This is a genomic window from Pelomonas sp. Root1444, assembly GCF_001426885.1.
Lineage (GTDB): Bacteria > Pseudomonadota > Gammaproteobacteria > Burkholderiales > Burkholderiaceae_C > Pelomonas.
The window spans coordinates 957,998-984,904 of sequence record NZ_LMFP01000028.1 but is presented as its reverse complement, the minus strand read 5'-3'; the positions used below and the strand labels follow the sequence as shown (position 1 = coordinate 984,904).

The window sequence follows — 26,907 nt, the reverse complement described above, 5'->3', positions numbered from 1 at the left end:
CCGGGCGGCCGTCGATAATCCGCGCCCCATGTCCGACCCCCGCGCCACCCCCACCTCCAGCCTGGACGACTCGCCACGCTCCCCCGACGAGTTCTTCCGCGACGGCGGCGGGCCGGTGGACTCGCTGCTGTGGTGGCAGCTGGAGCGCCACGAGGCGCTGCTGGCCGCGCAGCGCGCGCTGTTCGGCGGCGAGGCGGCGTGGGTCAGGCTGCGCGTCTGGGTGTTCCTGGAGCTGATGGGGCTGCCGGCCGCCCGCCTGGCCCGCGACGACCTGAACCGGCATTTCCACCATGTGCGCGAGGACGCGCTCGAAACCGCGCTCAAGCGCCTGCGCGACGCCGGCCTGCTGCACTGGGACGCGTCCACGCAGACCTACGCCATCACGCCGCTGGCGCAGTCGGTGGTGGCCATGCTGCAGCCGCTGACGGCCGACGCCGCGGGCCCCGACGACGACCTCGCCGCGCTGCTGGCCGGCGTGGCCGGCGCGCACCAGCTGGGCCTGCTGGAGCCGCAGCAGCTCAACATGCTGCAGGCGCAGCTGCAGCGGCTGCGTGCGGAGTTCGCCGATGCGATGGCCAGCGGCAGCGAGTTCGAGCTGCGCCGCGCCAACGCGCGCTTCGAGCGCTCGATGATGCTGGTGGACAAGGCCAGCGACGCCGTCAAGGCCATCATCGAGCAGGCCCAGGCCAGCGGCCATGCGCGGCTGGAGCGGCTGGCCCGGGAGCTGGCCAGCGCCCAGGCCGGCCTGCTGGTCATGGCCAGCCAGTTCAACCGCGCGCTGCAGCAGGCCGACCGCCAGCGCGTGACGCTGGGCTCCACCGGCGTGACGACGACCGACCTGCGCCAGTGGCTGCAGCGCGTGCCCCAGCTGGAAGCCCTGTTGGGCGACGCGCTGTCCACCGGCGTGCAGCCCGTGGTGGTGGCCGCGCAGGAGCTGGTGGACGGCGCGGAGGCCGAGTTCGAGCGCGATCGCCCCAAGCCCGCCGACGCCGCCGGCCTGCCCGCGGCCCAGACCGCGCCCGACGGCCGCCTGGAGGTGCTGAGCCTGCCGCCCGAACTGGGCGCGCTGCAGGTGCTGCTGGACGGCTGGACGGCCGAGGGCCGCGGCAGCCAGCCCGTGGCGCCGGCCGTGCTGGGCGGCAGCTATGCCTCCGCCGCCTACCGCGCGCAGCTGCTGCCGCTGCTGGGCGACCCGCAGGCGCGCCACCTCAAGGGCGCCACCGGCGACATGGCCCGCCAGCCCTGGCGCGTGCGCTGGAGCGCCGAGCAGGGCGAGATCGATGACCGCTTCGTGGCCTGGATGAGCCGCGGTGACCTTTTGAGCGAACCTGAATGAACGCACTCGACGACGCTGCAAGCCTCTCGGCCCAGCTGCTGGCGCGCCGCTGGCTGCCGCGCACCCATCCCCTGGTCAAGCGCGCGCTGATCGATGCCGACCTGTGGGCCGCCGTCGGCACGCGCCTGGCCGGCGTGGGCCTGCGCCTGGTGGACAACGTCTACGCCGAGCATGTCAGCGTCGCGTTGTTGCGGCCGGCCGAGAGCGCCGTGTTCGGCGAGTCGGGCCTGGCCGCCAACAACAACCTGGAGCTGCCGCGCGACGGCGTGTCGCTGCTCGTGGTGCTGTGGAGCCTGATCATCCTGCCCAAGCGCCAGCGCCAGCTGAACCGCGCCGATGCCGACGGCGACAAGCAGGGCGAGATGTTCGCCGCCGACAAGCCGCTGCCCGCCGCCGCCAGCGTGTCGCCCGCGCTGAGCTACCGCAGCCTGCTGGCCGACTTCGGCGACCAGCTCGGCAAGAAGGTGCGGCTGGACGGCAACCTCAAGCTGCTGGAGCGCCACGGCTTCATCACGCGCCGCGGCGAGGACATCGCCGAAGGCCCGCTGCTGGACCTGCTGCTGGACTACGACCAGCTCGCGCCGCGCATCCTGGACGGCGCGCTGGCCGACGTGCTGGCCCGGGCGACCGATGCCGTGGCCGCGCCGGCGCTGGCCGCCATCCAGGCCGCCCGCCAAGAACAAGACGAACCGCCGAGCGAGGACTGATGTTCCACCTGCAAACCCTGGAACTGCTGCACTGGGACTACTGCCAGCGCGTCACGCTGCCGCTGGACGGCAACATCATCACCATCGCCGGCCCCAACGGCTCGGGCAAGACCACGCTGCTGGACGCGCTGCGCACGCTGCTGGGCCTGGAGTGCTCGGGCGGCCGCACCTTCCGCACCTACGCGCGGCATGCCAACGCCGAGACGGCCTGGCTGCGTGCGCTGGTGGACAACCGCCCGCGCGGCCGGCAGAACAGCAGCCGGCCGTTCGCGTCGTCGCTGATCTACACCGACCAGGTCACGCTGGCCTGCCGCATCGAGCGCCAGGGCGGCGACTGGGTGCGCCGCTACCTCATCGTCGAAGGCGCCGTCGAGATCGAGAAGCTGGCCGAGAAGGGCGAGCGCGAGTGGCTGGGCATCGAGGCCTGGCGAAGGCGGCTTGAGGCGGCTGGCCTGACGCGCGCCATCGGCCGCGTGCTGGCGCTGGAGCAGGGCCAGACCGACCGGCTCTGCGAGCTGAGCCCGAAGGAGCTGCTGCGCCTGGTGTTCGAGGTGTTCGGCGACCAGGAAGTGCTGGACCGCTACGAACAGGCCCGCTCGCACCAGCAGCAGCTGGCCAAGGAGGTGCAGGCGGCCGAAGGCGAGCTGGCCCGCACGCAGGCGCAGCTGAGCGAGCTGGCCAACCGCGTCACCAGCCACCGCCAGTGGCAACTCAAGATCGCCGAGCGCGAGCGCCTGGCGACCGAGGTGCTGCCCGTCATGCAATGGAGCGAGGCCCGCGAGCGGCTGGCGCGCGACGGCCGCGATCTGCACCGTTCGCGGCTGTTCGCGGCGGCCGATGCGCGGGCGCTGTCGGCCAAGCGCGCCGGCCTGCACCAGCTGTTCGCCGAGCATGAGGCGACCAAGGCGCGGCTGGCGGCGCTGGAGGTGGAGCGCCGCGAGGCCCGCGCCGCCTTCGACACCGCCCGCGAGGCCGAGAAGCCGGTCGAGCAGACCGTCAAGCGCGAGGACGAGCTGCGCGCCCTGGCCGACGTCGAGGCCGATGCCGCCGCGCTGGCCGCCCGCACGCAGGCGCTGGCCGCCGACAAGGACCGGCTGCGCGGCGAGTACACGCGCGCCGACGACAAGCTGCGCCATGTGCAGGGGCTGCTGGCCGAGCTGAAGGACAAGCGCCTGCCGCCGCCGCCGCCCGAGGTGGCGCCGCTGCGCCGCGCGCTGGACGAGGCCGGCATCGCCCACCACGTCGTGGCCGACAGCATCGACATCGCCGACGAGCGCTGGCGCGAGGCGGCCGAGGGCGTGCTGCGCGGCTCGCGCTGGGTGGTCGTGCTGAAAAGCAGGAGCGACGAGGCGCGCGCCTTCGGCATCGCGTCGCGCCTGAAGTACCGGCATTACGTCGTCTCCGACGCGGCGCCCGTGCCGCAGGCGCGGCCCGGCTCGCTGCTGGCCGCGCTGAAGGTCAGCGCGCCGCTGCCGACCTGGCTGGCCCGCCAGCTCGACGGCATCCGCTGCGTCGCCAGTACCGAGGAGGGCTCCGGCACCGGCGGCGAATGGATCACGCCCGATGCCTACTACCGCGACGGCCGCGGCGGCCGCAGCGTGGCCATCCCGGCGTCCGACCACCAGTTCGGCGCCAACGCGGTGGCCGGGCGCCGCGCGTCGCTGGAGGGCGAGCTGGCCCGCATCGACGCCGAGCTGACCCGCGTCGCCAAGGCGCAGGCCGAGGTGGACCGCCAGCTCAAGGACGCGCAGCGCGCCGCCCAGGGCCACAAGGCGGCGGTCGAGCTGAGCGAGCGCGCCGACGAGTTTGCGGAATGCCGCGCGCGGCTGCCGGTGTTGAAGCAGGCGCGCGCCGAGGCCGCCACGCGCATGACGACGGTCGAGGCCGAGCACGACCGGCTGCTGAAGGCCTCCGGCGTGCACGAGCAGAACTACGAGCGCGCCCAGAAGGAGCTGGCCGAAGGTGAGGCCCACCAGGCCCGCACCAAGCGCGACCACGCCGAGCGCCGCAAGGCGCTGCACGAAGCCGCCGGCGCCTCGCGCGAGGCGCGCGCCAAGTTCCCGCCGCGCTGGACCACGTCCATCGTGCTGGCCGCGCTGCGCAACGATTTCGAGAATGCACGCCAGGCGCAGCTGCGCGCCGACCAGGTGGACAAGGAACTGGCCAACGGCGTGTGGGAGACCGACGCCACCGTCGTCGACCGCCACACCCGCATGACGCTGCAGGTGCAGGAGCAGGACAGCCAGCTCAGCGACCGCCGCGCCAGCAACGCGATGGCCGCCACGGCGGCGAGCAACGCCCGCGAGCGCTACATCGACGTGCTGCGCGCCACCGTGCGCCGCTACAAGAAGAATGTCGCAGAGCTGGGCGAGCTGGCCGGCGTGGCCGCCGAGGCGCAGCTGCCCCACCTGGACAACGACGACACCGTGCTGGCCCAGGCCGGCCTGCATGTGAAGTTCAACTTCGACGGCAAGGGCGAGGTGGGCCTGAACGACGGCGAGGCCTCGGGCGGCCAGCAGGTGCTCAAGAGCCTGATCCTGCTCGTCGGCCTGATGAAGGACGACGAGACGCCCGGCGGCTTCGTCTTCATCGACGAGCCCTTCGCCCACCTGGACGTGCGCAACATCCAGCTCGTCGGCCACTTCCTGCGCAGCACGCGCGCGCAGTACCTGCTGACGACGCCCATCACGCACAACGTCGAGGTCTTCGAGCCCAGCGAGATCACGCTGGTGACGAGCAAGAAGCCGCGTGGCGAACGCTGGGCACCGCCGATCGCGGTGCTGGCGCGCCGGCCGGAGGTCAGCGAGTACGCCTGATGGACTGGCGCGCTCGCTCGGGGGATCGGTCCAGGCAGGAGCTGGAGGCCGCCGCGCCCACCTGGCCGGGCGCGCTGCCGCGGCTGAAGGACGACGAGCAGCCCTTGCTGCTCGACTGGCTGCGCGGCAGCGCCGCCACGCGCAAGTGGCAGGGCCTGCTGGAAGCGGCGGGGCCGGATCGCATCGAGCTGGCGCACCGGCTGTCCGACCTGGCGCTGAAGGCGGGGCTGTGCACGCGCAAGGAGCGCTTCGAGAAGGGGCGCTGGCGGCCGGTGGAGCTGTGCTGGGTCGAACTGGAGCGCCTGCAGGCGGCGCTGGGCCTGCCCACTCGCAGCGACCGCGATGCCCGCCGTGCGGCGCTGGCGCAGCGCCTGGACGCGCTGATGGCCGACGACCTCGTCGGCGAGGCCGCGCAGGCGCTGGCGGAGTCGCGCATGGCCGTCGGCCCGGCCGAAGCCCGCGCCGCGCTGCTGCAAGCGCTGGTCGGCTGGGTGGGCGAGGGCGCCGAAGGCCTGCGCCGCGATTTCGCGCTGCGGCTGGGCCACACCAAGGCCATCGGCGACGGCGAATGGCAATGGCTGGAGCGCCATTTCGACCTGCCGGCGCTGGGCATCGGTGCGTTCGCGCCGACCTTGACGCTGGCGGGCGACCTGTCCCTCGTCTGGCCCGATACGCGCCGCGCGGACCTTGGCGCACTGGCCTTCGCGACGCTGCCGGTGCCCTCGCTGCTGACGCTGCAGCGCGTGGACACGCCGCCCGCGCGCTGGTGGCTGATCGAGAACCGCGCCAGCTTCGAGAAGCAGGCGGCGCGCCGTGTGCCAGGCGATGCGCTGGTGTGGATTGCCGGCCGCCCGACGCGGGCCTGGGCACAGGCCGTCTCGCACCTGCTGGCGCTGGCGCCCGCGCCGGCAGCGGTCAGCGCGGATGCCGACCCCGCCGGTATCGAGATCGCGCTGGCCGCCGCAGCGCCCCTCGAGGCCTGCGGCCTGCCGTGGGCGGCCACCGCGATGGAGCCCGAGCGGCTGGCCGGCACCGGCCGCCAGCCGCTGGGCCGCTATGACCGGCAGGTGCTGGAGCGGCTTACGGTACGCGAGCTTCCGCCCGCGCTGGCGGCGCTTCGCGATGCGCTCGCCGAAGGCGGGTTCAAGGCCGAACAGGAGGGCTGGCTGTGACGGACTGGGACTACCCATCGCCCTTCACGCTGGCGCTGACGCCCCAACCGAGCGACATCGACGGCCTGGACCACACCAACAATGCCGTCTACGTGCGCTGGTGCGAGCAGGCCGGCTGGGCGCACTCCGAGGCGCTGGGGCTGTCGCTGGCCGACTACCGCCGCCTGGACCGCGCGATGGCCATCCGCGAGGGGCATTACGAGTACCTGCTGCCGTCCTTCGAAGGCGAGGCGCTGGTGCTGGGCACCTGGCTGACGGCCAGCGACGGCAGGCTGACGATGGAGCGGCGCTTTCAGCTGCGCCGCGCGAGCGACGGCGTCACGCTGGTGCGCGGCCGCTGGGCACTGGTCTGCATCGAGATCAGCAGCGGCAAGCCGCGGCGCATGCCGGCGGCGTTCCTCGACATCTACGACAAGGCCGTGGTGACTCTCACGGGGTGATATACGTTTCGTATACGAAGCGTATATAGTCCGCGGCATGGGAATCGTCAAAATCTCCGATCCGATGCACGAGAGCCTGCGCGTTGCGAGCCAGGCCTTGTCGCGCTCCATCAACGCCCAGGCCGAGCACTGGATGCGCATCGGCATGCTCGCCGAACTGCATCCGCAGCTGAGCCACAGCGAGATCTGCCAGCTGCTGATCCGCGCCGAGCACGAGGGCGGGCTGGACCTGGCGCGCCTGGCCGGCTGGGCTCAAGCGCCCAAGGCCAAAGGAGCGCGGGCATGAAGAGCATCAAGCTGCGCACGCCCGCCGAGGTGGCCAAGGCCCGCGAGGCCGGGCACCTGATCGCCGAGGTGCTGGCGATGCTCAAGCCTCACGTCGTGCCGGGCGTGACCACCGAGGAACTGGACGACCTCTGCCGCGACTACATCGTCAACGAGCTGAAGTGCATCCCGTCCAATGTCGGCTACCACGGCTATCCGAAAACGGCCTGCATCTCGCCCAACCACGTCGTCTGCCACGGCATCCCGTCGAAGGACAAGCGGCTGAAGAAGGGCGACATCGTCAACGTGGACGTGACGCTCACGAAGGACGGCTGGTTCGGCGACAGCAGCCGCATGTTCATCGTCGGCGAGGCCAATGTGCTGGCGCGCCGGCTGGTGACGACGACCTACGAGGCGCTGCGCGCCGGCATCCGTGAGGTGCGCCCGGGTGCGACGTTAGGCGACGTGGGCCATGCCATCCAGAAGGTGGCGCATGCGGCCGGCTTCAGCGTCGTGCGCGAGTACGGCGGGCACGGCATCGGCGACATCTACCACGACGAGCCACACGTCAACCACTTCGGCCGCCCGGGCGAGGGCCTGAAGCTGCAGGAGGGCATGATCTTCACCATCGAGCCCATGATCAACGCGGGCGGCGCGGGCATCCGCGAGCTGAACGACGGCTGGACGGTGGTGACGCGCGACCATTCGCTATCGGCGCAGTGGGAACACATGGTGACCGTGACGGCCGACGGCTTCGAGATCCTGACGCCGTGGCCGGACGGCCTGGGCGACTACCCAGCCATCGACTGAAGCCCGATAGCGGTAAGTCCGAGCGCGCGACGCGGTTGCCTCGAGCCTGCTCTAGTTTCGCGCATGAGTCACGCGATAGCCCGCCACGCCGTGCAGCTCATGCAGCCGGTCGGTGAAGCGGCACAGCGTCTGGCCCTTGAAGTTCTGCTTGGCGGTGCAGACGAAGCGCCACTCCTCGTGGTCGCCCTGCTTCTCGATGCTCAGCGAGCCAGGCGCGAAGCGGTAGCCCAGGCCGTCGGCGAACTCGGCCAGCTCGGCCTGCGTGAAGCGCCGGCCCGGTTCGCCGCGCAGCGTCACCGCGATGGCGGGGTGGGAGGGCAGCCGGCTCTCCAGCTTGGCGCCCCACATCATCAGCGTCGCGCACAGCAGCGTCAGCGTGACGGCCGCGAAGTAAAAGCCCATGCCCAGCACGATGCCGACGGCCGAGGCGGCCCACATCGAGGCCGCCGTCGTCAGCCCCGAGATGTTCATGCCCTCGCGCATGATGACGCCGGCGCACAGGAAGCCGATGGCCGTCACCACGCCCTGGATCACGCGTGTGGGGTCGATGAACTGCGGCAGCGAGCCGCCTGCCATGTGGCCGCCGAACCATTGATCGGGGTAGCCGACGAGGATGGTCACGGCGCAGGACGCCATGCAGACCAGCGCGTAGGTGCGCATGCCCGCCGCGCGGCCGTGGTAGGCCCGCTCGTAGCCGAGCAGCAGGCCCAGCACCATGGCGCCCACGAGATGCATCAGCATCAGCACGTTGGCGGCCCATTGGCTGTCGGTCCAGTAGCGCATCAGATGATCGGCATCGAGCATGGGCATGACCGGTGGCGGGGCGACCCTGCCCCGCAGCCACGCTAACCCAGCCGTTCGCGGGCCGCCAGAGGGAAGGCCGCGCGTCGCGAGGCGCGCGAATGAGCGGGCTGGCGCCAGCTTCCCGGCCGGGCTGCGTGTTGCACGATCGTTGCCCAGCGCGGTGCGTGCCGTGGCGTCCAAGCCGGAAACCTGTTCGGCCATCTCCGTCACTGTCGTGCCCGAGCCGGGCACCTGGGCGTGGACTGGTCGGGCTGGGCCTGCGCGCCCGCCGCAGCCGCTGAATCGACACTGGCCTCAGGCCAGCGCCGCCGTCCGCTCCACCAGCACGCAGCGCACCCACTTGCGTGCGGTGATCTGCGCGGTCTGCGCCAGCAGGAATTCCTCGGCCTCGGAGTTGGAGGTCTCGAACTCGAAGCCGCCGAGCTGCACGATCTTGCTCAGCGGCCGACTCCAGACGCGGCGCACCGAAGCGCTGAAGAGCGGCACGCCCTCGTCCTCACCGAGCAGCAGGCGCAGCTCGTAGTGCTGGGCGTCCAGCGGCGGCTCGGCCGCCATGAGGATCTGCAAACCGTCCTCGCTGAGGTTGACGACGACGCCGCCACGCGACTCGGACAGGCTCTCGGGCTTGATGACCCAGACGGGCAGTTGCTCGTGCTCGGCCGGCACGAGGAAGAACTCGACGCGGGGGGAACGGCGTTGGTCGATCGACATGGTGTGAGCTGCTGCGTGAGGAGGCCGGATCACAGCATCCGCGAATGACAGGCGCTTGTCAGCAACAGCCCCGTCGCCTGAATTGGCTTCGGGTTTGACAGCAAGCTGTCGATGGCCCAGCTAGCCCGCGGCGTCGGTGCCAGGCGGCACCGGCTTGGCCATCAGGCCGGGGTCCAGGCTGGCATCGGCCGGGTAGGCGCCGAAGCCCACCATCACCCGTTGCGGCGCGTCATCGCGGCGCGCATCCAGGGTCTCGCGCTCGACGACGAGCCGGTTGAGGCGGTTCATCAGCTGGGCGCCCTCGCGCTGGGCGGTCGAGCAGATCAGCTGCGCTGATTCCTCGCTGAGGTGGTGGCCGTAGACGACATGAAAGCCGAAGCCCGGCACAGGCCGCTCTTGCACGTAGACGCGCTCGAAGCCGTTCAACAAGTCAGAGACCATCTCGCCGAGCAGCAGCCCGGTGCCCGTGGCGCCCTCGACCACGCCCGTGGAGCGGCGCTGCACGGGCCGCACGCGGTCCTGTTCGTCCAGCACGACAAAGCCCTTGCGCAGCCATTCGTCCAGCAGCGAGCGGGCACGGATGTCCTTGTTGACGCGCTCCACCAGCGCCTCGAACGAGCGCGTGCCGCCCTGGCGCTGGGTGCGTGGCAGCGGCAGCATGTTGCCGTCGGCGTCCATGAAGTCCAGCGACGACGACCAGGCGTCCAGCACCAGCCGTTCGATGTTCGGCCTCGGATTGGGGGGCGTGTCGGCGCTCTCGCGCAGCGCCCGCACGTCGCGGCGCGGCAGGCCGGTCAGCAGCGTGATGCGGCTGTCCGAATTGGGCTTGCCCTTGACGGGCTCGAACTCCGAGGCGACGTCGAAGTACACCGAGCGCACCAACTTGCAGAAGGCCTGGTAGGTGATGCCGCTGCCGATGGCGATGCGCACCAGGCGGCGGAGCAGGTAGCGGAGCAGCGGGGAAAAGTCGAAGTTCATGAGGCGGCAAGCGGAGGCTGGCGCGGGACCGGCCAGCCTCCATTCTCGGGCCGCGTCGGCCCGCCGCTTGCCGTGTCCCGGCGTCAGAGCTCGTGGCGAACGCTCAGGGACAACATCCGCCCTGCTGGTGAGTACCAGTAGCGGTTGCCAAGGGGAAGGGTCGGCGTGAACGGCATGCCGGCATTGGTTGCGTTGAGCAACGTGCTGCGCAGCGTCCAGGCCTTGCTGGGCCTGTAGGCCAGGGTCAGGTCCAACGTGTCGTAGCTGCCGACGTCGCAGACGCCGAGGAAGCGCGCGCCGGTGCAGGCCTGGTTCGCCACCGTGGCCCGGTAGCCGGAGAGGTGGCGGAACGTCGCGCCCAGGTCCCAGGGGCCCGGCGACCAGCCGAAACCGGTCGTGCTGCGCAGGCGGGGCATGCCCAGGTTGCCCGTGTTGACGACCCAAGGCTGGTCGTCGGTGTCGACGCCACGCCAGCGGTCCAGGTAGGTGGCTTCCACGGTGACACGCAGGGGCGCGGTGCCTGGCAGTGGGAGCGAGCCGCGCAGCGACACGTCGACGCCGCGCACTTGGGTGCGGCCCTGGTTCAGGTAGGCCTGGTCGACGGTCGTGATGCGGCCGGGAATGGACTGGCCCGGGATGCTCACGGTGTCTGCCGGGCTGCGATGCACACGTCCGGCATACAGCGGGCTGGTGTCGTCCTCATGGTCGACGACGGTCTGCGGATCGACGAAGACGATCTCGTTGCGACGGCGAACGTCCCAGTAGTCGACGGTCATCGAGAACTCGCTCACCGGCTCGTAGACGAAGCCCAGGCCGTAGCTCGCAGAGCGCTCCGGCTTCAGGTCGCGGCTGGCCTTGATGGCGCCGCTGTTGCGGTAGCCGTCGCAGTCGATCTTGAAGTCGCCGCAGCGCTTGGGATCGAAGTTGACGTAGGAGAACAGCGGCACGTCGGACTTGCCGGATTCGCTCAGGGACGGCGCGCGGAAGCCCTGCGACAGGCTGGCCCGCGCCTTGAAGGTCGGCACCGGGGCCCAGGCGACACCCAGCTTGGGCGTGACCGAGGAGCCATAGTCGGAGTAGTGGTCGCCGCGCAGGGCGACCTGGGCCTGCAATGACTTCAGCAGCGGCAGCTCGACCTCACCGAACGTCGACATGACGTTGCGGCTGCCGCGGGTGCGGCCGGCGACCTGCAGGTACACCTGGCCGCCGAAGATGCGGTCGTCGGGGTTGTAGACCCGCTCCTCGTGACGCACTTCGGCGCCCGCAGCCACGTTGATCGGGCCTCCGGGCAATGCGCCGACCTGGCCGCTGACCTTGGCGTCGACCATGGTGAATGCGGTGCGGCCGTGGTCGACTGGGTTGATGCGCAACTGGTCGGCCGTGACCGAACCGGCCTTGGGGTTCTCGAAGTTGTAGGTGCCGTTCTGCACCGCATCGCGCAGCACCGGCAGGCTCACACGGTTCACGTACGACACGTCGGCGGTGTCGCGGGCGTGCATCACGCCGGTTTCCCAGTCCCAATCCTTGTAGGTGCCGCGCAGGCCGACCAGCAATCGGGCCGTGTTGTTCGTGACGTGGATGCCTTGCTTGCCGACATCGGAGAACAGGTAGGTGATGCCGGCCGGCTGTCCGGTGAAGGGGTTGTTCGGATGGCCTTCGGGCAGGAACTGCGGGACGTAGGACACGCCGCCGTCACGCCCGTTGGGCGTGGCGCCATTGCCGCTGCCGAAGGGGACGGGCCAGTCGCTCTGCTTGTTGGTCAGCCGGGTGAGCGACAGCTCGCCGAACAGCGAGGCGCTTTCGCCCAGCGTCATCTCCCCGTGGGTGAACAGCGTCCCGCGCTGGGTGGGCGATACGTACTGGATGTCTTTCCACGAGCTGTAGCCGCAGAGGTTCAGCGCCGGCGTGAAGGTGCTGTTGAACGCCCAGCGGTTGTCGCTGGGGCAGTTGGCCGAGGCCCGGCCGGTGCGGGTGGCGGCGTTGGATGCGCCCGTTGCCGGGTCGATGCTCACGCCGCCGTAGTAGTTGGGCGTGGGCGTGTACCGGCTGTTGAAGGGTTGGGCCGTGTAGTAGAAGCTGTTGTCGTGGTGGCGCGCATCGACGACGCGGTCCACGACGTCGGCCAACATGACTTCGTCGCGGTGGTTGACGTCGACGGTGGCCACCCAGTTCCAGCCGTCACGGCGCAGGTTGCCGCGGCCGGTCGTCAGGGCTGCCCACTGGTTGCCGAAGCCGCCCTTCACGCTGGAGCGCAACTGGGCTTCGACCTCCGTGCTCTCGTAGTCGTCGCGCAGGATGATGTTGACGACACCCGCCATGGCGTCCGAACCGTAGATGGCGGAGGCGCCGTCCTTGAGCACTTCGATGCGCTTGATCGCCGTGCGCGGGATGGCGTCCACGTTCACGAAGTTCGTCAGGCCGTTGTTGATGTCCGGCACGCTGTAGGGCGCCAGCCGGCGGCCGTTGATCAGGATCAGCGTCGCCGTTGGGCCCAGGCTGCGCAGCGAAACGCCCGAGGCCCCGTACGCGAAGCTGCCGAACGAGGCCGTGTCGGTCATGCCGCCGGCGCCGTTGGCGGTCAGCGACTGCAGGACCTCGGTCACCGACATGTTGCCGCTGCGACGGATCTCCTCGGCCGTGATCACCTGCACCGGCAGCGCGCTTTCCAGGTCGACACGGCGGATGTGTGAGCCGGTGACGTTGATCCGCTCCAGCTGGGTTGGCTCAGGCGTGTTGCTCTGAGCGGTTTGAGCCTGCGCCTGAGCCTGAGCCGCGGCGCAGCAAAGGGTGGCCGCCAGGGCCAAGCCGTGCCGGCGGTGCCGGTGCCAAGAGTTCTGATTCATGCAACCTCCGCGCCGACGGCGCTTGGGGTGGAAGCCCGGTCGCTACCCCAGAGACCGTTTTGTGAAACAAGCTTTCCACTTGGTGATTAAGTGTGAGACAAGATGTCCACATGAGTGAGGCGTTGAAAACCCTTGGGTGACGCAGGCTTCGTGCAGGGCGGGCTTTTCGGCGAGGGCTTTCGGCCGGCGGCGGATGCCCGGATAGAGGCTTCGGCGCGGGAAGTCATGACCGGGCCTGGTCTCAGGTGTGATGGATTTCACATTTGCGGTCGCGGCTCATTTCATGTCGGCGCGGCCGCAGCGAAAGGCCAGATCGCAACCTCTTCGTGTGATACGAAATGTCCACGTTGTAGATTTGCGACCCGCTCATCAGGCAGGCCACGGAGGGCCTGCGCGCGTTGGTTACGTGGAATGAGCTGGCTGCGCAGAGCCTGCCCTCGCAGCTCCCAGGCACGAGCGACCCGTGTGTCCGCGACGGTCATGGCTCGCATGCCGGCGTTGGTGAACAGGTCGCCGATGCCGGCGGGCTGCCCCGAGAAGGGGTTGGTCGGCCGGCTCAGCGAGCGCTCATCGAACGCCGTGATGCCGCTGCCGGTCGCGATCACGCCGCGGCTGAACAGGAAGGTTCGCCGAGTGGGCGACAGCTGCTGGATGCGGCGGGTTGAAGGTGCTGTTGAACGCCCAGCGGTCGTCGCTCGGGCAGTGGGGCGAGGACTGGCCGCTGCGCAGGCTGGCATTGGACGCGCCCGTCTGCGCGTCGAAGGACAGTCGTCGTGGTTGGGCGCGGGAGTGAACCGGTTGTTGCCCTCCCGGCGCTGTAGTTTGGTGGTGACTTTGCTGCCGTGGCTGCGCGCCACGGCCGGCTCATGCCACGCGAGCGTGCGTCAGACCGCCAGCAGTTCGACCTCGAACAGCAGCGTCGCGTTCGGCGGGATGACCCCGCCCGCGCCGTGGGCGCCATACCCCAACTCGGGCGGCAGCACCAGCATGCGCGTGCCGCCGACCTTCATGCCCTGCACGCCCTCGTCCCAGCCCTGGATCACTTCGCCGCCGCCCAGGCGGAACTTGAACGGCTGGCCGCGGTCCTTGCTGGAGTCGAATTTCTTGCCGCGCATGCCGTCCTTGTAGAGCCAGCCGGTGTAGTGCACCGACACGCGCTGGCCCTTGGCGGCCTCGGCACCTTCGCCGACGACGCGGTCCTCGAACTGCAGGCCACTGGAGGTGGTGTGCAGGTTGAGGTCGACCTCCTCGGGGCCGCCGGCCAGGCCGAGCAGCTCGACCTCGAAGCACAGCGTTGCGTTCGGCGGGATGACGCCGCCCGCGCCGCGCGCGCCGTAGCCGAGGTTGGCCGGGATGATCAGCGTGCGCTTGCCGCCGATCTTCATGCCCTGCACGCCCTCGTCCCAGCCCTTGATGACCATGCCGGCGCCCAGCTCGAACTCGAACGGATCGCCGCGGTCCAGGCTGGAATCGAACTTGGTCGTCCTGGCGCCATCGACCCAGAGCCAGCCGGTGTAGTGGACGGTGACGTCATGGCCTGCCTGGGCCTGCTTGCCGTCGCCTTCGACGCTGTCATCGAACTGCAGGCCGCTGGGCGTGGTATTCATGGGGAATCCTTGAGTTGCGCAAAGACGGAATTGTCGCCGCTCGGGGCATTGCCCTGCCCGCGTGGTGCCGATGGACGCCTATCAACGCAGCGCGGTCAGCGCAGTCCATTGCAACAGGATGGCGGCCAGCACCTCCCGAGTGGTCGATGCGCTGGCTTGCGGCGTTAGCCCCAATCGCCCGGCGGCCTCCTGCAACCGCGCCACCGGGTGGTCCAGGTCGAGCGCCGCCGCCCCGTTCTGCTTGGACAGCTTGTGCCCGTCCGCCGCCAGCACCAGCGGCGTGTGCAGGTAGCGCGGCGTCGGCAGGCCCAGCGCCCGCTGCAGCGCGATCTGGCGCGGCGTGTTGTCGGCGAGGTCTTCGCCGCGGACGACGTCGGTGATGCCTTGCTCGGCGTCGTCGACGACCACGGCCAGCTGATAGGCCCACAGGCCGTCGGCGCGTTTCAGCACGAAGTCGCCAACCTCGGTGGCGAGGTCCTGCGATTGCGGGCCCAGGCGCCGGTCCTGCCAGGCTATGCGGCCTTCGGCGCGAAAGCGCCAGGCGCGGATGGGGCGGCCATTCGTGCCGTTGCGGCAGGTGCCGGGGTAGACCAGTTCACCGTGCCTGGGCCGCGGGCCGGCCGCCGCGGCAATCTCGGCGCGGGTGCAGGCGCAGCCATAGGCGCGGCCCGACGCGATGAGGCGGTCGAGCGCGGCCTGGTAGCGGTCGTCGCGGCGCGATTGCCAGACGGGTGGTTCATCGGGCAGCAGGCCCAGCGCCGCGAGCTGGCCGAGGATCACTTCATCCGTCCCCGGCGGGCAGCGCGGGCCGTCGACGTCCTCGATGCGCACCAGCCATTGCCCGCCGTGGGCGCGGGCGTCCAGCCAGCTTGCCAGCGCGGCGACCAGCGAGCCGGCGTGCAGCGGGCCGGTGGGGGAGGGGGCGAATCGGCCGCGGTACCCAGCCATCAGAGCAGCAGCCCTTCGTGCTGTTCCAGCAGCGCCTTGCGCGTCGTCTCGCTGCGCAGCCGGTCGAGCCACCAGGCCAGTGCTTTGCCCGGCGCATGCCCGGTGTCCCGCCAGGCGTAGTTCATCTTGCCGGCACGGCGGCCCTCGTAGGTGGCCTTGCGCACGAGGCGGCCCGCGTCGACATGGCGCCTGACCATCGGAGCCGGCACCGAGCCGCAGCCCAGCCCGCGCAGCAGGGCCTCGACCTTGGTGGCGAGCGTCGGCACGGTCAGCACGTCCTGGCCCGGCAGGACACCCACCGTCATGGGCGCAAGCAGCCGGGCGCTGTCGGCCACGGCGACGATGCGGTGCTCGGCGATCTGGCCGGCGCTGAGCGGCTCGGGCAGGTCGGCCAGCGGGTGGTGCGGGGCCACGCAGAAGGCGAACTCCAGTTCACCGGCGGCTTCGCAATGGATGCTGCTGCTGGGCAGCTGCTGCGCCGGCACGCCGATGGCCAGGTCGGCCTGGCCATGCAGCAGGGCCTCCCAGGTGCCGGCCAGCACCTCCACGCGCAGCTTCAGGCGGGTCGGCGGCGGGCCGCCCCCGTCGATGCGCTCGGCGTAAAAGGCTTCCATCAGGTCGAAGAGGGCGCGGCGGGCAATGGCGTCGTCGATGACCAGCGTCAACTCGCTCTCCCAGCCGGTGGCGATGCGGCGCACGCGGTTGGCCACCGCGTCCAACTCCTGCAACAGGCGCCGGCCTTCGACCAGCAGTTCCTGGCCGGCCGCGGTCAGCACGGCCTGGCGCGAGCTGCGGTCGAAGAGCAGCACGTCGAGCGCATCTTCGAGCTGGCGCACGGAGTAGGTCAGCGCCGAGGGCACGCGGCCGATCTCGCGCGCCGCCGCGGCGAAGCTGCCGGTGCGGGCGATGGTGTCCATCATGGACAGGGCTTCGGGGGTCAGCGCGCGGCGCTTGTCCTGGGCATGGCTCATGCGTTCAGTCTATTTGAATGGTGTCCTCAGAGCCCCTTGTCGATGGCGATCAGCCCGGCTCCTACATTGACTCCATAGCAACCCAGGAGCCCAGCATGCAAACGCAACTGATCAAGTCCAGCGACCGCGGCTATGCCGATCACGGCTGGCTGAAGTCCTTCCACAGCTTTTCGTTCGCCGACTATTACGACCCGGCGCGCATGGGCTTCGGTGCGCTGCGCGTCATCAACGAGGACAAGGTGGCGCCGGGCAAGGGCTTCGGCACGCACGGCCATCGCGACATGGAGATCATCAGCTACGTGCTCTCCGGCGAGCTGGCGCACAAGGACAGCATGGGCAACGGCGAGGCCGGCGGGGCGAATGCCGGCGTCATCCGCCCGGGTGACGTGCAGCGCATGAGCGCGGGGACGGGCGTCATGCACAGCGAGTTCAACCATGCGAAGGACCGGACGACGCACTTCCTGCAGATCTGGATCCAGCCCGACCACCGCGGCATCGCGCCGAGCTACGAGCAAAAGCACTTCGACGCCGCTTCCAAGCGCGGCAAGCTGCGCCTGGTGGCCGCCAACGACGGCGCGGACGGCGCGGTGACCATCCATGCCGATGCGCGGCTGTATGCCGGCCTGTTCGACGGCGAGGAAGCGGCCGAGCTGGCACTGGCCCCCGGCCGCCTGGCCTACGTGCATGTCGTGCGCGGCGCGCTGAGCGTGAACGGGCAAGACCTGACGGCGGGTGATGCCTTGCAAGTTCGTGAAGCATCGCGCCTTGCGTTGAACGCCGGCCATGATGCCGAAGTCCTCGTCTTTGACCTCGCAGCTTGAATCTCCAACCCTCCCACCAAGGAAACCACATGAGCAAGATCGTCGTTATTTACCACTCCGGCTACGGCCACACCAAGAAGGTCGCCGAGGCGGTGGCCGGCAGCGCCGGCGCGCAGCTGATGCCCATCGATGCCGAAGGCAACATCTCGGAAGCCGACTGGGCCACGCTGGCCGCGGCCGACGCCATCATCTTCGGCACGCCGACCTACATGGGCGGACCGAGCTGGCAGTTCAAGAAGTTTGCCGACGCCAGCAGCAAGCCCTGGTACGCGCAGGTCTGGAAGGACAAGATCGCCGCCGGCTTCACCAACTCCGCCACGCTCAATGGCGACAAGCAGGGCACCATCCTGTACCTGCAAACGCTGAGCCAGCAGCACGGCATGATCTGGGTCGGCATGGGCCTGAAGGCGCCCAACCACAAGGCTGCCACGCGCGACGACGTCAACAACCTGGGCGGTTACGCCGGGCTGATCACGCAGACGCCCAGCGACGCCTCGGCCGAGGAGATGGTGCCGGGCGACATCGCCACCGCCAAGCACTTCGGCGAGCGCGTGAAGGCGGTGGTGGACCGCTGGGCGAAGTCGGCCTAAATCAAACCTGCATCGCGCGCGCTGGCTCCCGGGAAGACGGCGGCCAGCTGCGCGTCGTTCAGGCCGTACATGCGCCTGAACAGGCCACCGAGCAGCGAGCGGTATTCGTTGAGCACCGGATAGTCTCGGTTTTGGAACAGCGTGGCGGCCTTGACCTCCACCTGCTCGCCAGCCACGCGGCCGCCCTTCACGCCGCCGCCCAGCACCCAGTAGGCGCTGCCGTGGCCGTGGTCAGTGCCGCGGTTGCCGTTCTCGCGGAACGTGCGGCCGAACTCGCTGACCACCACCACCACGGTGTTCTGCCACTGCGGCCCCATCTCGTCGGCGAACAGCGCCAGGCCGCGGCCCAGCTCGCCGAGCTTGGTGGCCAGCTGGCCGGTGGCGCCGCCTTCGCCCACGTGGGTGTCCCAGCCGCCCACATCGATGAAGCCCAGCGTCACGCGCTCGCGCATCAGCCGCGCGACGCGGCGCGCCTCCAGTGCGAAGCCCTTGGTCGCGATGGCGCCGCGGCTGGCGGCCTCCATCTCGCCGGCCATCTCGCGCGAGACCTCCTCGCGCACCTCGAAGCCGCCACTCACCACGCCGTGCAGCCGCGTGTTGGCGTACATGCCGGCAATGACCTGGGCCTGGGCTGCATTGATGCCCGGCTTGCCGAGTTCACGCAGCGCCTGGTTGGCCACGGGCAGGTCGCCGCGCAGGATCAGCGGCACCTGGTCGGTGAAGGCCATCGCCTCCAGCCTTGAACCGGTGACCGTGCCCGCGCCGAGCACGCCGGCCAGGCGGTTCATGAAGCCGCTGCGGAAGTCGCGTGAGCCTTCGTCAGGCTGACCCAGCTCGATATGGTCCTGCGTCTCGAAATGGCTGCGCGAGGTGTCGTTGCTGCCGGCGAACGGCACGAAGGCCGCCTGGCCCTTGAGCCACAGCGGGTGGATGCTGTCCGCGACGGCCGGCGCCAGGCCCCAGTGGGCGTCCAGCGGCAACGCGGCCGCCTTGCCGATGGCGATGTTGGGGCGCGCCTCGTAGTAGAACGACGATGAGGTCGGCACCAGCAGGTTGGCCGCGTCGTAGGCGCCGCGCAGGAAGACGACGAGCAGGCGCGGCGCGTCGGGCGCGGCGGCCCAGAGCTGCGGCGGCAGCATGCTGCCGAGGCCTAGCTGGAGCAGGTTGCGGCGTTTCATCGGTTCACCTGTACATGAAGTCTGGCGAGGCCAGCAGGTAGGTGTTCCATTCCTGCGGCGAGGTGGCTGCGCTGAGCGCCTGCTGCGTGGCCGCGGTCAGGCGCGGCGCAATGCCCTGGTAGTACAGCGGCTGCGCCAGCTGCGGGAAGGCCGGCCGGTCCTTGGGCTCGCCTTCCACCTTGAACAGCCCGGCGCTGCCGCTGCCAATTGCACGGGCGATTTCGAAGCGCGTCGTCATCTGGCCCGGGCCGGCCCAGGCGCTTTCGTCAAGCGGGTAGCCGTCGGGCGTCTGGCGGTTGTAGGGCGCCTGGCCCAGGCGGTACAGCCAGCCGATCATCGGGCCGGTGTTGAGCACCACCTTGTCGGCATAGGCCAGTCGCACGGCGGAGACGACGTAGTGCGTCGGGTCCTTGAACTTGCGGCCCAGCGACGCCTCGAACTCCGGCGAACCGACCATTGCGCGCAGCACCTCGGCGATGCGGCCGCCGCTCTGCCGCCAGCGCTCGGCCATGCGCTCGACGAGCGCGGGCGGCGGCTCGTCGGCGACGAAATACCGGGCCAGCTTGCGCGAGACGAAGCGCGCGGTGCTGGGGTGCGTGGCCAGCAGGTCCAGCACCTGGTCCAGCTCGGCTTCGCCCTGGCCTTTGACGGTGATGCCGAGCAAGGTCTTGTCGCCGAAGTCGTGCCGGGCCGGGTTGAACTCCATCAGGCCGGCCCGGTGGTACTGGGCCTCGTGCGCGGGTTTGAGCTTGGGCTTGATGTCGGTCAGGTTCACGCCCAGGCCGGTCAGCACGCGCGCCAGTTCCTGCACGTCGCGCTGGCTGTAGCCGCCGCCCACGCCCAGCGTGTGCAGCTCCAGCAGCTCGCGCGCGTAGTTCTCGTTGATGCGGTTGGCGGCGTTCTGCTCGTTGTCGAGATAGCGCAGCATGGCCGGGTGGTGCGCCGTGTAGCCGAGCAGGTCACGGAAAGTGCCGAGCGAGCGCTCGCGCAGCCCCTGCTCGTAGTCGCCCACCATGACGCGCAGGTTGCCCTTGAACTGGTGGACGTTGAAATGGTTGAACCAGAACCAGGTCATCTGCTCCTGGACCTGATTGGGCGTGTAGAGGGCGTTCAGCAGCGCGCGGGCCGAGGCTTCGCGGGCGAGTTTGGTGAGCGCCTGCTGATAGGCCTTCTGCGCCTCTGCCTTGGCCATGTCGTCGGTCAGCGCATCGGCGGCCTTGCGCTGGGCTTCCATCTGCTGCACGAGAGGCAGCAGCGGCTGCTGGGCGATGGAGAGGGCGTCCATCTGCGCCTGTGCGGGAGCTGGCAATGCCGCTGGGCCGGCGGGTTTGAGCTGGGCCTCCAGCCAGGCCTCGCGGCCCCTGCTGCGGACGGCGTCGAGGTCGGCGCTGCTGGCGCCCCATGTGAGACGGTCCAGCCAGAGGGCATCCTGTGCCGGCGTGTGCGAAGGTGCCCTGGCGCTGGGTGCGGCGGCGCAGCCTATGAGGCCGAGGACGAAGGCGGTGCAGAGGGCGAAATGACGCATGGCGGCCTCATGATGAGGCCGCCGGATGCCCGCTGTCGAGATGCCAGCGGCCAGCGCAACAAGACTTCACATGCTGTCGTGGCTGTCGTGCCTTCGTCGGGCCGAGCGCCGGGCCGCCCCAAGCCGGCCCGTCTGGCGATGTGCTTGCGGCTCGACGCCGCAAGCATCGCTGTCCCCACGGGGGACCGACCAAGGTATTCGCTTGGACGAGGGGTTACTACTTCGCGCCGGGCGCGTAGATCTGGTCGAACACGCCGCCGTCGTCGAAATGCGTCTTCTGCGCTTGACGCCAGGTGCCGAACAACTCGTCGATGGTGAACAGCTTCACCGGCGCGAACTGCTTGGCGTACTTGGCGGCCACCTTGGGGTCACGCGGGCGGTAGTAGTTCCTTGCCGCGATCTCCTGGCCTTCGGGCGTGTAGAGATATTCCAGATAGGCCTGCGCGGCCTTGCGCGTGCCGCGCTTGTCGACCACCTTGTCGACGACCGCCACCGGGGGCTCGGCCAGGATGGAGACGCTCGGCGTGACGATCTCGAACTTCTCCGGGCCGAGTTCCTTGACGGCGAGGTAGGCCTCGTTCTCCCACGCGATCAGCACGTCGCCGATGCCGCGCTCCACGAAGGTCGTCGTGGAGCCGCGCGCGCCGGAGTCCAGCACCTTGGTGTTCGCATAGATGCGCTTGACGAAGTCCTTGGCCGACGCCGGCGTGCCGCCGTTCTTCAGCGCATAGCCCCAGGCGGCGAGGTAGTTCCAGCGTGCACCGCCGCTGGTCTTGGGGTTGGGCGTGATGACCTCGACGCCCGAGCGTGCCAGGTCCGGCCAGTTGGCGATGCGCTTGGGGTTGCCCTTGCGCACCAGGAACACGATGGTCGACGTGTAGGGGCTGGCGTTGTGCGGCAGGCGCTTCTGCCAGTCCTGCGGCAGCAGGCCCTTGTCCGCCAGCGCGTCCACGTCGTAGCCCAGCGCCAAGGTGACGACGTCGGCCTCCAGGCCGTCGATGACCGAGCGCGCCTGCTTGCCCGAGCCGCCGTGCGAGGCCTTGACGCTGACGGCTTCGCCGGTCTTGGCCTTCCACTGTGCCGTGAAGGCCTTGTTGAAGTCCTGATAGAGCTCGCGCGTGGGGTCGTACGAGACGTTGAGCAGGGAGGTCTGGGCCAGCGCGCCGCTGGCGGCGATGGCGAGGGTGAGTGCGGTGAGAAGTTGGCGCATGAGGTTCGAGTTAGGGGGTGAGGCGGCTCACTCTAGGGAGGCGGTGGCGTGCGGGCAAAGAAGAAGTGCGAGCAAGCTCATGCGGCTTTCGACCAGGCGAGCACCGGCTCGCGGGCCGCATCCTGCACCGCGGCCGGCTCGTGGCGCGCCGCGTCGACGACCTCGCGCTTGAGCGGCGAGGCAAAGGTCTGGATGAACTCGTAGACGTAGTCGCGCAGGTAGGCGCTGCGCCGCACGGCCAGGCGCGTCATGTTGTCGGCGAACAGCTGACGCGCATCGATGGCGCGCAGGTGGCGGTCGCGCTCCTCGTCGAACGCGATGGCTGCGACGATGCCGACGCCCAGGCCCAGCTCCACGTAGGTCTTGATGACGTCGGCGTCCATCGCACTCAGCACGATGTGCGGCTGCAGCTGCGCGTTCGCAAAGGCCTCGTCGATGTGCGAGCGGCCGGTGTAGCCGGGCTCGTAGGTGATGATGGGGAACTGCGCCAGCCGGGCCAGCGTGAGCGGGCCGTCCAGCAGCGGATGCTCGGGCGGCACGACGACGGAATGCGTCCAGCGGTAGCAGGGCAGGGCGACCAGCTCCGGGTACTGCGCCAGGGCTTCGGTGGCGATGCCGACATCCGCCTCGCCGTCGAGCAGCAGGCGTGCGATCTGCTGCGGCGAGCCCTGCTGCAGGTGCAGGCTCACGTCGGGGTGATGGGCGCGGAAGTCGCGCACGGCGGGTGGCAGTGCATAGCGCGCCTGGCTGTGCGTGGCGGCGATGCGCAGGCGGCCGCTGCCGGCCTGGGCGAAGTCGTCGGCCGCGCGCTTCAGATTCTCGGCCTCCTGCAGCAGGCGCTCCACGACCGGCAGCACCTGCTCGCCCGGCTCCGTCAGACCGGTGAGGCGCTTGCCGACACGCACGAAGAGCTCGATGCCTAGCTCCTCTTCCAGCTCACGGATCTGCCGGCTCACGCCGGGCTGTGAGGTGTGCAGGGCCTGCGCGACTTCGGTCAGGTTGAAGCCGCGGCGCTGGGCCTCGCGGACGGAGCGTAGTTGCTGGAAATTCATGCGGCGCGATTCTGCGAACTGCGCGTGCATCTGTCGTCGAACGATTCGCCATATCGTTATGCACTTCCTTGGCGTGCCCGGCGCGGCGGTCGCGTCTAAAGTCGGCCATCCCTCCAAGGAGCATGTGCATGAAGCAGCCCATTCCGCCCCAGGCCTGGCCGTTGTTCGACCGCTATGTGCATGGCGACCTCAGCCGCCGCGGCTTCCTGGAGCAGGCGGCCGCCTTCGCTGGTGGCCCGGCCGGTGCGGCGGCGCTGCTCGCCGCGCTGAGCCCGGACTTCGCCGCGGCCCAGCAGGTCAAGCCCGACGACCCGCGCCTGCTCACGCGCCGCCAGGCTTTCGAATCGCCCCAGGGCAACGGCCAGGTGCAGGGTTACCTTGCCAAGCCGGTGGACGCCGCCGGCAAGCTGCCGGCCGTGCTCGTCGTGCACGAGAACCGTGGGTTGAACCCGCACATCGAGGACATCACGCGCCGCGTCGCGCTGGCCGGCTACGTGGCCTATGCGCCCGACGCACTGGCGCCGCTGGGCGGCTACCCCGGCGACGAGGACAAGGCGCGCGAGCTGTTCGGCAAGCTCGACCCTGCCAAGGCGCGCGCCGACATCGTGGCCGCCGCGCGTGGCCTGCTGGCGGCGCCGGACGGCAACGGCAAGCTGGGTGTCGTCGGCTTTTGCTGGGGCGGCACGCTGGCCAACCATGTCGCCACGCAAGTCCCCCAGCTGGCCGTGGCCGTGCCGTTCTACGGCGGCGCGCCGGCGGCGGAGGACGTGCCGCGCATCAAGGCGCGGCTGCTGTTGCACCACGCGGGCAATGACGAGCGCGTCAACGCGAGCTGGCCGGGCTACGAGGCCGCGCTGAAGGCGGCCGGCGTGCGCTACGAGCAGTTCACCTATGCCGGCACTCAGCACGGCTTCAACAACGACACGACGCCGCGCTACGACCCGGTCTCGGCCCAGCTGGCCTGGGACCGGACGCTGGCGGTGTTCAAAGCGACGTTGACTTAGCGCCGGTTCACTGCGTCGCGCGGAAGCGAGCGTGCCGAGACCGCTGAATGCGGCTAGGACGAAATAGCGAACTGACGGCGGAAGCCGCCCGGTGTGCATCCTTCAATGCCGCGAAAGAACTTGGTGAAGTTGGTCGCCTCGTCAAAGCCGAGCCGCTGCGCGATGGCGGAAATCGGCATCTCGGTGTGCACGAGCAGGCGCTTGGCTTCCAGCGCAAGGCGGGAGGCGATAAAGGCCTTCGCACCAACGCCAACCGCCGCACTGCAGATGCGAGTGAGCGTCTTCTCGGAACATCCCATGGCCTGTGCGTAGCGCGAAACGTGATGCCACTGATGCACCTTCTCGTCCAGAAGCCGTTTGAAAAGGCGGAAGCGGTCCGGCGCGTCGGACGATGTTCCGGCGGACGGCTGTTGCACCGCGTTGAAGATGTGCAGCCGCGTCACGAGCGTTGCCAGTTCGCTCTGGAGCAGCCAGTTCAGCAGCGGTTGCCGGGCGTCGAGCGCGCACTCGCCCTCCAGCCGCGCGAGCGTGTCGGCCAGGAACCGGCCCGTCGACCGGTCCAGACGCAGATGGCCGGGAAGCGCGTCGATCAGCTCAGGCATCTGCAGGCGTTCCTCGTCTTGCGAAGCCCGCAGAAGCTGGGGTCGGAACAGCAGGATATCGGCGTCCCAACGGCTTCCCGGGCCGAAGCGGTGAACCTGTCCCGGTCGAATGGTCAGCAGCGATCCGGCGCCACACTCGATGTGACTGAAGTCCACCACGGCGCGGCATTTGCCGCGCCTGACGTGCACGAACATGTGAAAGTCGTAGCGGTGGTGGCGCTCTAGGTGGGCTCGGGACACCCTGCGTCTGAGATCCGACATCGAGAAGACCTCGAGATCCCGCGTGCTTCCGGACGAGGGCTGGTATTTGACCTCCTCGATATCGATGGGGCTCGTACCGTGCGGCATCGATTCACTGTCCGATATTCACCATTTGGAAACCGACCTTGATCGTGTTGAACGCGCCGGCAACTCGAACAATACGGGAACGCGGGCACCGGGCGCCACCATGCCCCTGCGCCCATCCCGACAGGCAGTCCGAGGTGACCGATGCAAAGCACAAACCGACAGTTCATGGCCCGCTTCGTGGAATTCATCAACACCGCGGCCCCACAGCTCGCCACGGAGTTGGTTTCTCCTGACGCCGTGTTCCACGTGCCAGGGCGCGCCGAGCCCGTGCACGGGCCGCAGGGCTATCTGGAGATCATCGGGATGATGCGCGGCGGATTCCCCGACATCCAGTGGACGCTTGAGGAAACCGTCATCGAGGGTGATGTCATCGCGGCGCGATTCACGATGCGCGGGACGCACCGCGGGGCCTTCTTCGGCGTGCCTCCCACCGGCAAGGCGATTGCTGTGCAAGCGCTGAACATCTATCGGCTCTCGGCCGGGAAGATCATCTCCGAAGTGGGGCAACCTGACCTGCTTGGGCTGATGCAGCAGATCGGCGGGTTGCCGCGTTCCTGAACACTCGCGAGGCGCTCGCGTGTGATGTGTCACTCCTCCAAGGCGACCACCATCACGGCCTTGGCAGGCACCTTGATCGACAGCTTGCCGCCCGCGGCACGTGCGCTGAACGCCGCCGGCTTGATGACCTGCGGGTTCTGGAACGTGTTGTGCGCGTCCATCGCGGCCGAGGTCAGCACCTTGCCGGCTGCACCGTTGACCTTCGTGCCGCTGACGTTGACGGCGACATCGACCGCCTTGTGCGGGTCGGTGTTGACCAGCGACAGGTAGACCTTGCCGTCCTTGGCGCGGGCCGCAGAAGCGCTCACGCCAGGAATGGTCGTGGTGCCGAGCGTGTAGCTGGTGTTGTCGGCGATGGCCAGCGGCAGCGACTTGGCATCCTGGAACGGCGCATACATCTGGAACGTGTAGTACGTCGGGGTCAGGACCATCTTCTCCTTGTCCGTCAGGATCATCGCCTGCAGGACGTTGACCATCTGCGCGATGGTGGTCAGCGTGACCCGCTCGGCGTGCTCATGGAAGATGTGGAAGTTCAGCGCCGCCACGAGCGCGTCGCGCAGGGAGTTCTGCTGGAACAGCGCGCTTCTGGCGCCCGCTTCGTCATACCAGGTGCCCCACTCGTCGACCATCAGTCCGATCTTCTTCTCGGGGTCGCTCTTGTCCAGCACGGCCACGTGGTCCTTGATCAGCTGATCCATCTTCAAGGTGTTGGCCAGCGTCGAGATCCACTCGCCTTCCTTGAAGCCGAGGTCCTTGCCCTTGACTTCCCAGTTGCCGGTCGGGACGGTGTACTGGTGGACGGTGATGCCGATCGTGCGGCCCTTCAGTTCCTTGCTCAGGACCTGGGTCCACGCCGTGTCGAAGCCGCTGCCGCCGCTGGCGATCATCTTCGGCCGGGACTTCTCAGGCGCCCACAGGAAGTGCTCGTAGTTGCTGTACAGGTTCGCGTAGTAGTCGGGCTTCATGTTGCCGCCGCAGCCCCACAACTCATTGCCGATGCCGAAGTAGGCGACCTTCCACGGTTTCTCGCGCCCGTTCAGAGCGCGCAGCCTGGCCAGCGGCGAGCCACCTTCCGCAGTCATGTACTGGACCCAGTCGGCCATCTCCTGCACGCTGCCGGTACCGACGTTGCCGTTGACGTAGGCGTCGGCGCCGATCATCTCGATCAGGTCGAAGAACTCGTGGGTGCCGACGGCGTTGATCTCTTCGATGTGGCTGCCGTAGATGTTGCTCGGGCGCTTGTCCTGCGGGCCGATGCCGTCGCGCCAGTGGTAGGTGTCGGCGAAGCAGCCGCCCGGCCAGCGCACCAGCGGCACATGGAGTTCCTTGAGTGCGCCGACGACGTCATTGCGCCAGCCCCGGGTGTTGGGGATGCTGGACTTCGTGCCGACCCACATGCCTTCGTAGACGCCGGTGCCGAGGTGTTCGGCGAACTGGCCGTACACGTACTTGCTGATGACCGGGCCGGGTTTGCCGGCATCGATGTTGATGCTGACCGGGGTGGCGGCAAAAGCCGGTGCCGTGATCAGGCCGAGGACGGCGAGGGTGTGTTTGATGGTGTTCACTGGGGTCGTCTATTCAAGCGCGGTGCAGGTGGAGGAAGGCGGCATGC

General features: G+C 69.4%; 25 protein-coding genes and 1 pseudogene. 11 read left to right on the top strand and 15 right to left on the bottom strand.

Annotated features, from left to right (window positions below; all coding sequences use genetic code 11):
• The first annotated feature begins 28 nt into the window (after positions 1-28).
• Genes ASD35_RS22190 through map form a run of 7 tightly spaced genes read left to right on the top strand, consistent with a single transcriptional unit; the run spans position 29 to position 7,545 of the window.
• Entirely contained in the window at positions 29-1,336 is a 1,308-nt protein-coding gene (locus tag ASD35_RS22190; protein ID WP_056877089.1) for a hypothetical protein, read from the top strand.
• Positions 1,333-2,043 carry a hypothetical protein gene (locus tag ASD35_RS22185; RefSeq protein ID WP_056877088.1) on the top strand — a complete coding sequence of 237 codons (711 nt, stop codon included), beginning with the start codon at positions 1,333-1,335 and terminating at the stop codon, positions 2,041-2,043. The genes ASD35_RS22190 and ASD35_RS22185 overlap by 4 nt, the downstream gene beginning before the upstream one ends.
• On the top strand, positions 2,043-4,859 hold the full coding sequence (locus tag ASD35_RS22180; protein ID WP_056877087.1) for an AAA family ATPase: 2,817 nt from the start codon (positions 2,043-2,045) through the stop codon (positions 4,857-4,859). The genes ASD35_RS22185 and ASD35_RS22180 overlap by 1 nt, the downstream gene beginning before the upstream one ends.
• Complete coding sequence (locus ASD35_RS22175; protein WP_056877086.1) at positions 4,859-6,031, top strand: DUF2399 domain-containing protein; 1,173 nt, start codon at positions 4,859-4,861, stop codon at positions 6,029-6,031. Before ASD35_RS22180 ends, ASD35_RS22175 begins: the two co-directional genes overlap by 1 nt.
• Entirely contained in the window at positions 6,028-6,471 is a 444-nt protein-coding gene (locus ASD35_RS22170; protein WP_200956082.1) for a thioesterase family protein, read from the top strand. The genes ASD35_RS22175 and ASD35_RS22170 overlap by 4 nt, the downstream gene beginning before the upstream one ends.
• Before the next feature lie 37 nt (positions 6,472-6,508).
• On the top strand, positions 6,509-6,757 hold the full coding sequence (locus tag ASD35_RS22165; RefSeq protein WP_056877084.1) for a ParD-like family protein: 249 nt from the start codon (positions 6,509-6,511) through the stop codon (positions 6,755-6,757).
• Positions 6,754-7,545 carry a type I methionyl aminopeptidase gene (map, locus tag ASD35_RS22160; protein ID WP_056877083.1) on the top strand — a complete coding sequence of 264 codons (792 nt, stop codon included), beginning with the start codon at positions 6,754-6,756 and terminating at the stop codon, positions 7,543-7,545. Before ASD35_RS22165 ends, map begins: the two co-directional genes overlap by 4 nt.
• Positions 7,546-7,596: 51 nt before the next feature.
• Here map and ASD35_RS22155 read toward each other — a convergent pair whose 3' ends face one another.
• The 9 genes and pseudogenes from ASD35_RS22155 to ASD35_RS22120 form a co-directional block, all read right to left on the bottom strand.
• Entirely contained in the window at positions 7,597-8,349 is a 753-nt protein-coding gene (locus ASD35_RS22155; protein WP_157275743.1) for an MgtC/SapB family protein, read from the bottom strand.
• Positions 8,350-8,643: 294 nt separating this feature from the next.
• The gene (locus ASD35_RS22150; RefSeq protein WP_056877081.1) at positions 8,644-9,060 is read right to left on the bottom strand and encodes a PilZ domain-containing protein; all 417 of its coding nucleotides are present in this window, start codon (positions 9,058-9,060) and stop codon (positions 8,644-8,646) included.
• Between the two features lie 120 nt (positions 9,061-9,180).
• Positions 9,181-10,038 (bottom strand): DUF6502 family protein, encoded by an 858-nt coding sequence (locus ASD35_RS22145; RefSeq protein ID WP_056877080.1) that lies wholly within the window; start codon positions 10,036-10,038, stop codon positions 9,181-9,183.
• A gap of 83 nt (positions 10,039-10,121) precedes the next feature.
• Entirely contained in the window at positions 10,122-12,881 is a 2,760-nt protein-coding gene (locus tag ASD35_RS22140) for a TonB-dependent siderophore receptor (protein ID WP_082580351.1), read from the bottom strand.
• Positions 12,882-13,162: 281 nt separating this feature from the next.
• Positions 13,163-13,486 (bottom strand): hypothetical protein, encoded by a 324-nt coding sequence (locus ASD35_RS22135; protein WP_056877078.1) that lies wholly within the window; start codon positions 13,484-13,486, stop codon positions 13,163-13,165.
• 279 nt (positions 13,487-13,765) lie between these two features.
• Positions 13,766-14,113, bottom strand: a complete 348-nt coding sequence (locus ASD35_RS28215; RefSeq protein WP_235538443.1) for an FKBP-type peptidyl-prolyl cis-trans isomerase — start codon at positions 14,111-14,113, stop codon at positions 13,766-13,768.
• 30 nt (positions 14,114-14,143) lie between these two features.
• A pseudogene (locus ASD35_RS28210) lies at positions 14,144-14,488 on the bottom strand (FKBP-type peptidyl-prolyl cis-trans isomerase); the annotation flags it as partial.
• A gap of 81 nt (positions 14,489-14,569) precedes the next feature.
• Complete coding sequence (gene gluQRS / locus ASD35_RS22125; protein ID WP_056877076.1) at positions 14,570-15,436, bottom strand: tRNA glutamyl-Q(34) synthetase GluQRS; 867 nt, start codon at positions 15,434-15,436, stop codon at positions 14,570-14,572.
• Complete coding sequence (locus ASD35_RS22120; protein WP_056877075.1) at positions 15,436-16,407, bottom strand: LysR family transcriptional regulator; 972 nt, start codon at positions 16,405-16,407, stop codon at positions 15,436-15,438. The genes gluQRS and ASD35_RS22120 overlap by 1 nt, the downstream gene beginning before the upstream one ends.
• A 95-nt stretch (positions 16,408-16,502) precedes the next feature.
• Here ASD35_RS22120 and ASD35_RS22115 point away from each other — a divergent pair, with 95 nt between their 5' ends.
• Positions 16,503-17,228, top strand: coding sequence for a pirin family protein (locus ASD35_RS22115; RefSeq protein WP_056877074.1), 726 nt, complete (start codon positions 16,503-16,505; stop codon positions 17,226-17,228).
• Positions 17,229-17,257: 29 nt separating this feature from the next.
• Entirely contained in the window at positions 17,258-17,818 is a 561-nt protein-coding gene (locus ASD35_RS22110; RefSeq protein WP_056877073.1) for a flavodoxin family protein, read from the top strand.
• On the opposite strand, the gene ASD35_RS22105 is transcribed toward ASD35_RS22110, so the two are convergent.
• From ASD35_RS22105 to ASD35_RS22090, 4 genes are all read right to left on the bottom strand, one after another.
• Complete coding sequence (locus tag ASD35_RS22105) at positions 17,815-18,996, bottom strand: DUF1501 domain-containing protein (RefSeq protein WP_056877072.1); 1,182 nt, start codon at positions 18,994-18,996, stop codon at positions 17,815-17,817. The genes ASD35_RS22110 and ASD35_RS22105 overlap by 4 nt on opposite strands.
• Positions 18,997-19,000: 4 nt before the next feature.
• Positions 19,001-20,521: a DUF1800 domain-containing protein gene (locus tag ASD35_RS22100; protein ID WP_056877071.1), complete on the bottom strand. Its 1,521-nt coding sequence runs from the start codon at positions 20,519-20,521 to the stop codon at positions 19,001-19,003.
• A 217-nt stretch (positions 20,522-20,738) separates the two neighbouring features.
• Positions 20,739-21,731: a sulfate ABC transporter substrate-binding protein gene (locus tag ASD35_RS22095; protein WP_056877070.1), complete on the bottom strand. Its 993-nt coding sequence runs from the start codon at positions 21,729-21,731 to the stop codon at positions 20,739-20,741.
• A gap of 77 nt (positions 21,732-21,808) precedes the next feature.
• Entirely contained in the window at positions 21,809-22,783 is a 975-nt protein-coding gene (locus ASD35_RS22090) for a CysB family HTH-type transcriptional regulator (protein ID WP_056877486.1), read from the bottom strand.
• A gap of 128 nt (positions 22,784-22,911) precedes the next feature.
• Between ASD35_RS22090 and ASD35_RS22085 the strand changes: the two genes are divergently transcribed.
• The gene (locus ASD35_RS22085; protein WP_235538425.1) at positions 22,912-23,787 is read left to right on the top strand and encodes a dienelactone hydrolase family protein; all 876 of its coding nucleotides are present in this window, start codon (positions 22,912-22,914) and stop codon (positions 23,785-23,787) included.
• A 53-nt stretch (positions 23,788-23,840) separates the two neighbouring features.
• On the opposite strand, the gene ASD35_RS22080 is transcribed toward ASD35_RS22085, so the two are convergent.
• Positions 23,841-24,737 carry a helix-turn-helix transcriptional regulator gene (locus ASD35_RS22080; protein WP_056877068.1) on the bottom strand — a complete coding sequence of 299 codons (897 nt, stop codon included), beginning with the start codon at positions 24,735-24,737 and terminating at the stop codon, positions 23,841-23,843.
• Between the two features lie 165 nt (positions 24,738-24,902).
• Between ASD35_RS22080 and ASD35_RS22075 the strand changes: the two genes are divergently transcribed.
• Positions 24,903-25,295, top strand: coding sequence for an ester cyclase (locus ASD35_RS22075; RefSeq protein ID WP_235538423.1), 393 nt, complete (start codon positions 24,903-24,905; stop codon positions 25,293-25,295).
• A 29-nt stretch (positions 25,296-25,324) separates the two neighbouring features.
• On the opposite strand, the gene ASD35_RS22070 is transcribed toward ASD35_RS22075, so the two are convergent.
• Positions 25,325-26,860 (bottom strand): alpha-N-arabinofuranosidase, encoded by a 1,536-nt coding sequence (locus ASD35_RS22070; RefSeq protein ID WP_056877066.1) that lies wholly within the window; start codon positions 26,858-26,860, stop codon positions 25,325-25,327.
• Positions 26,861-26,907: the final 47 nt, after the last annotated feature.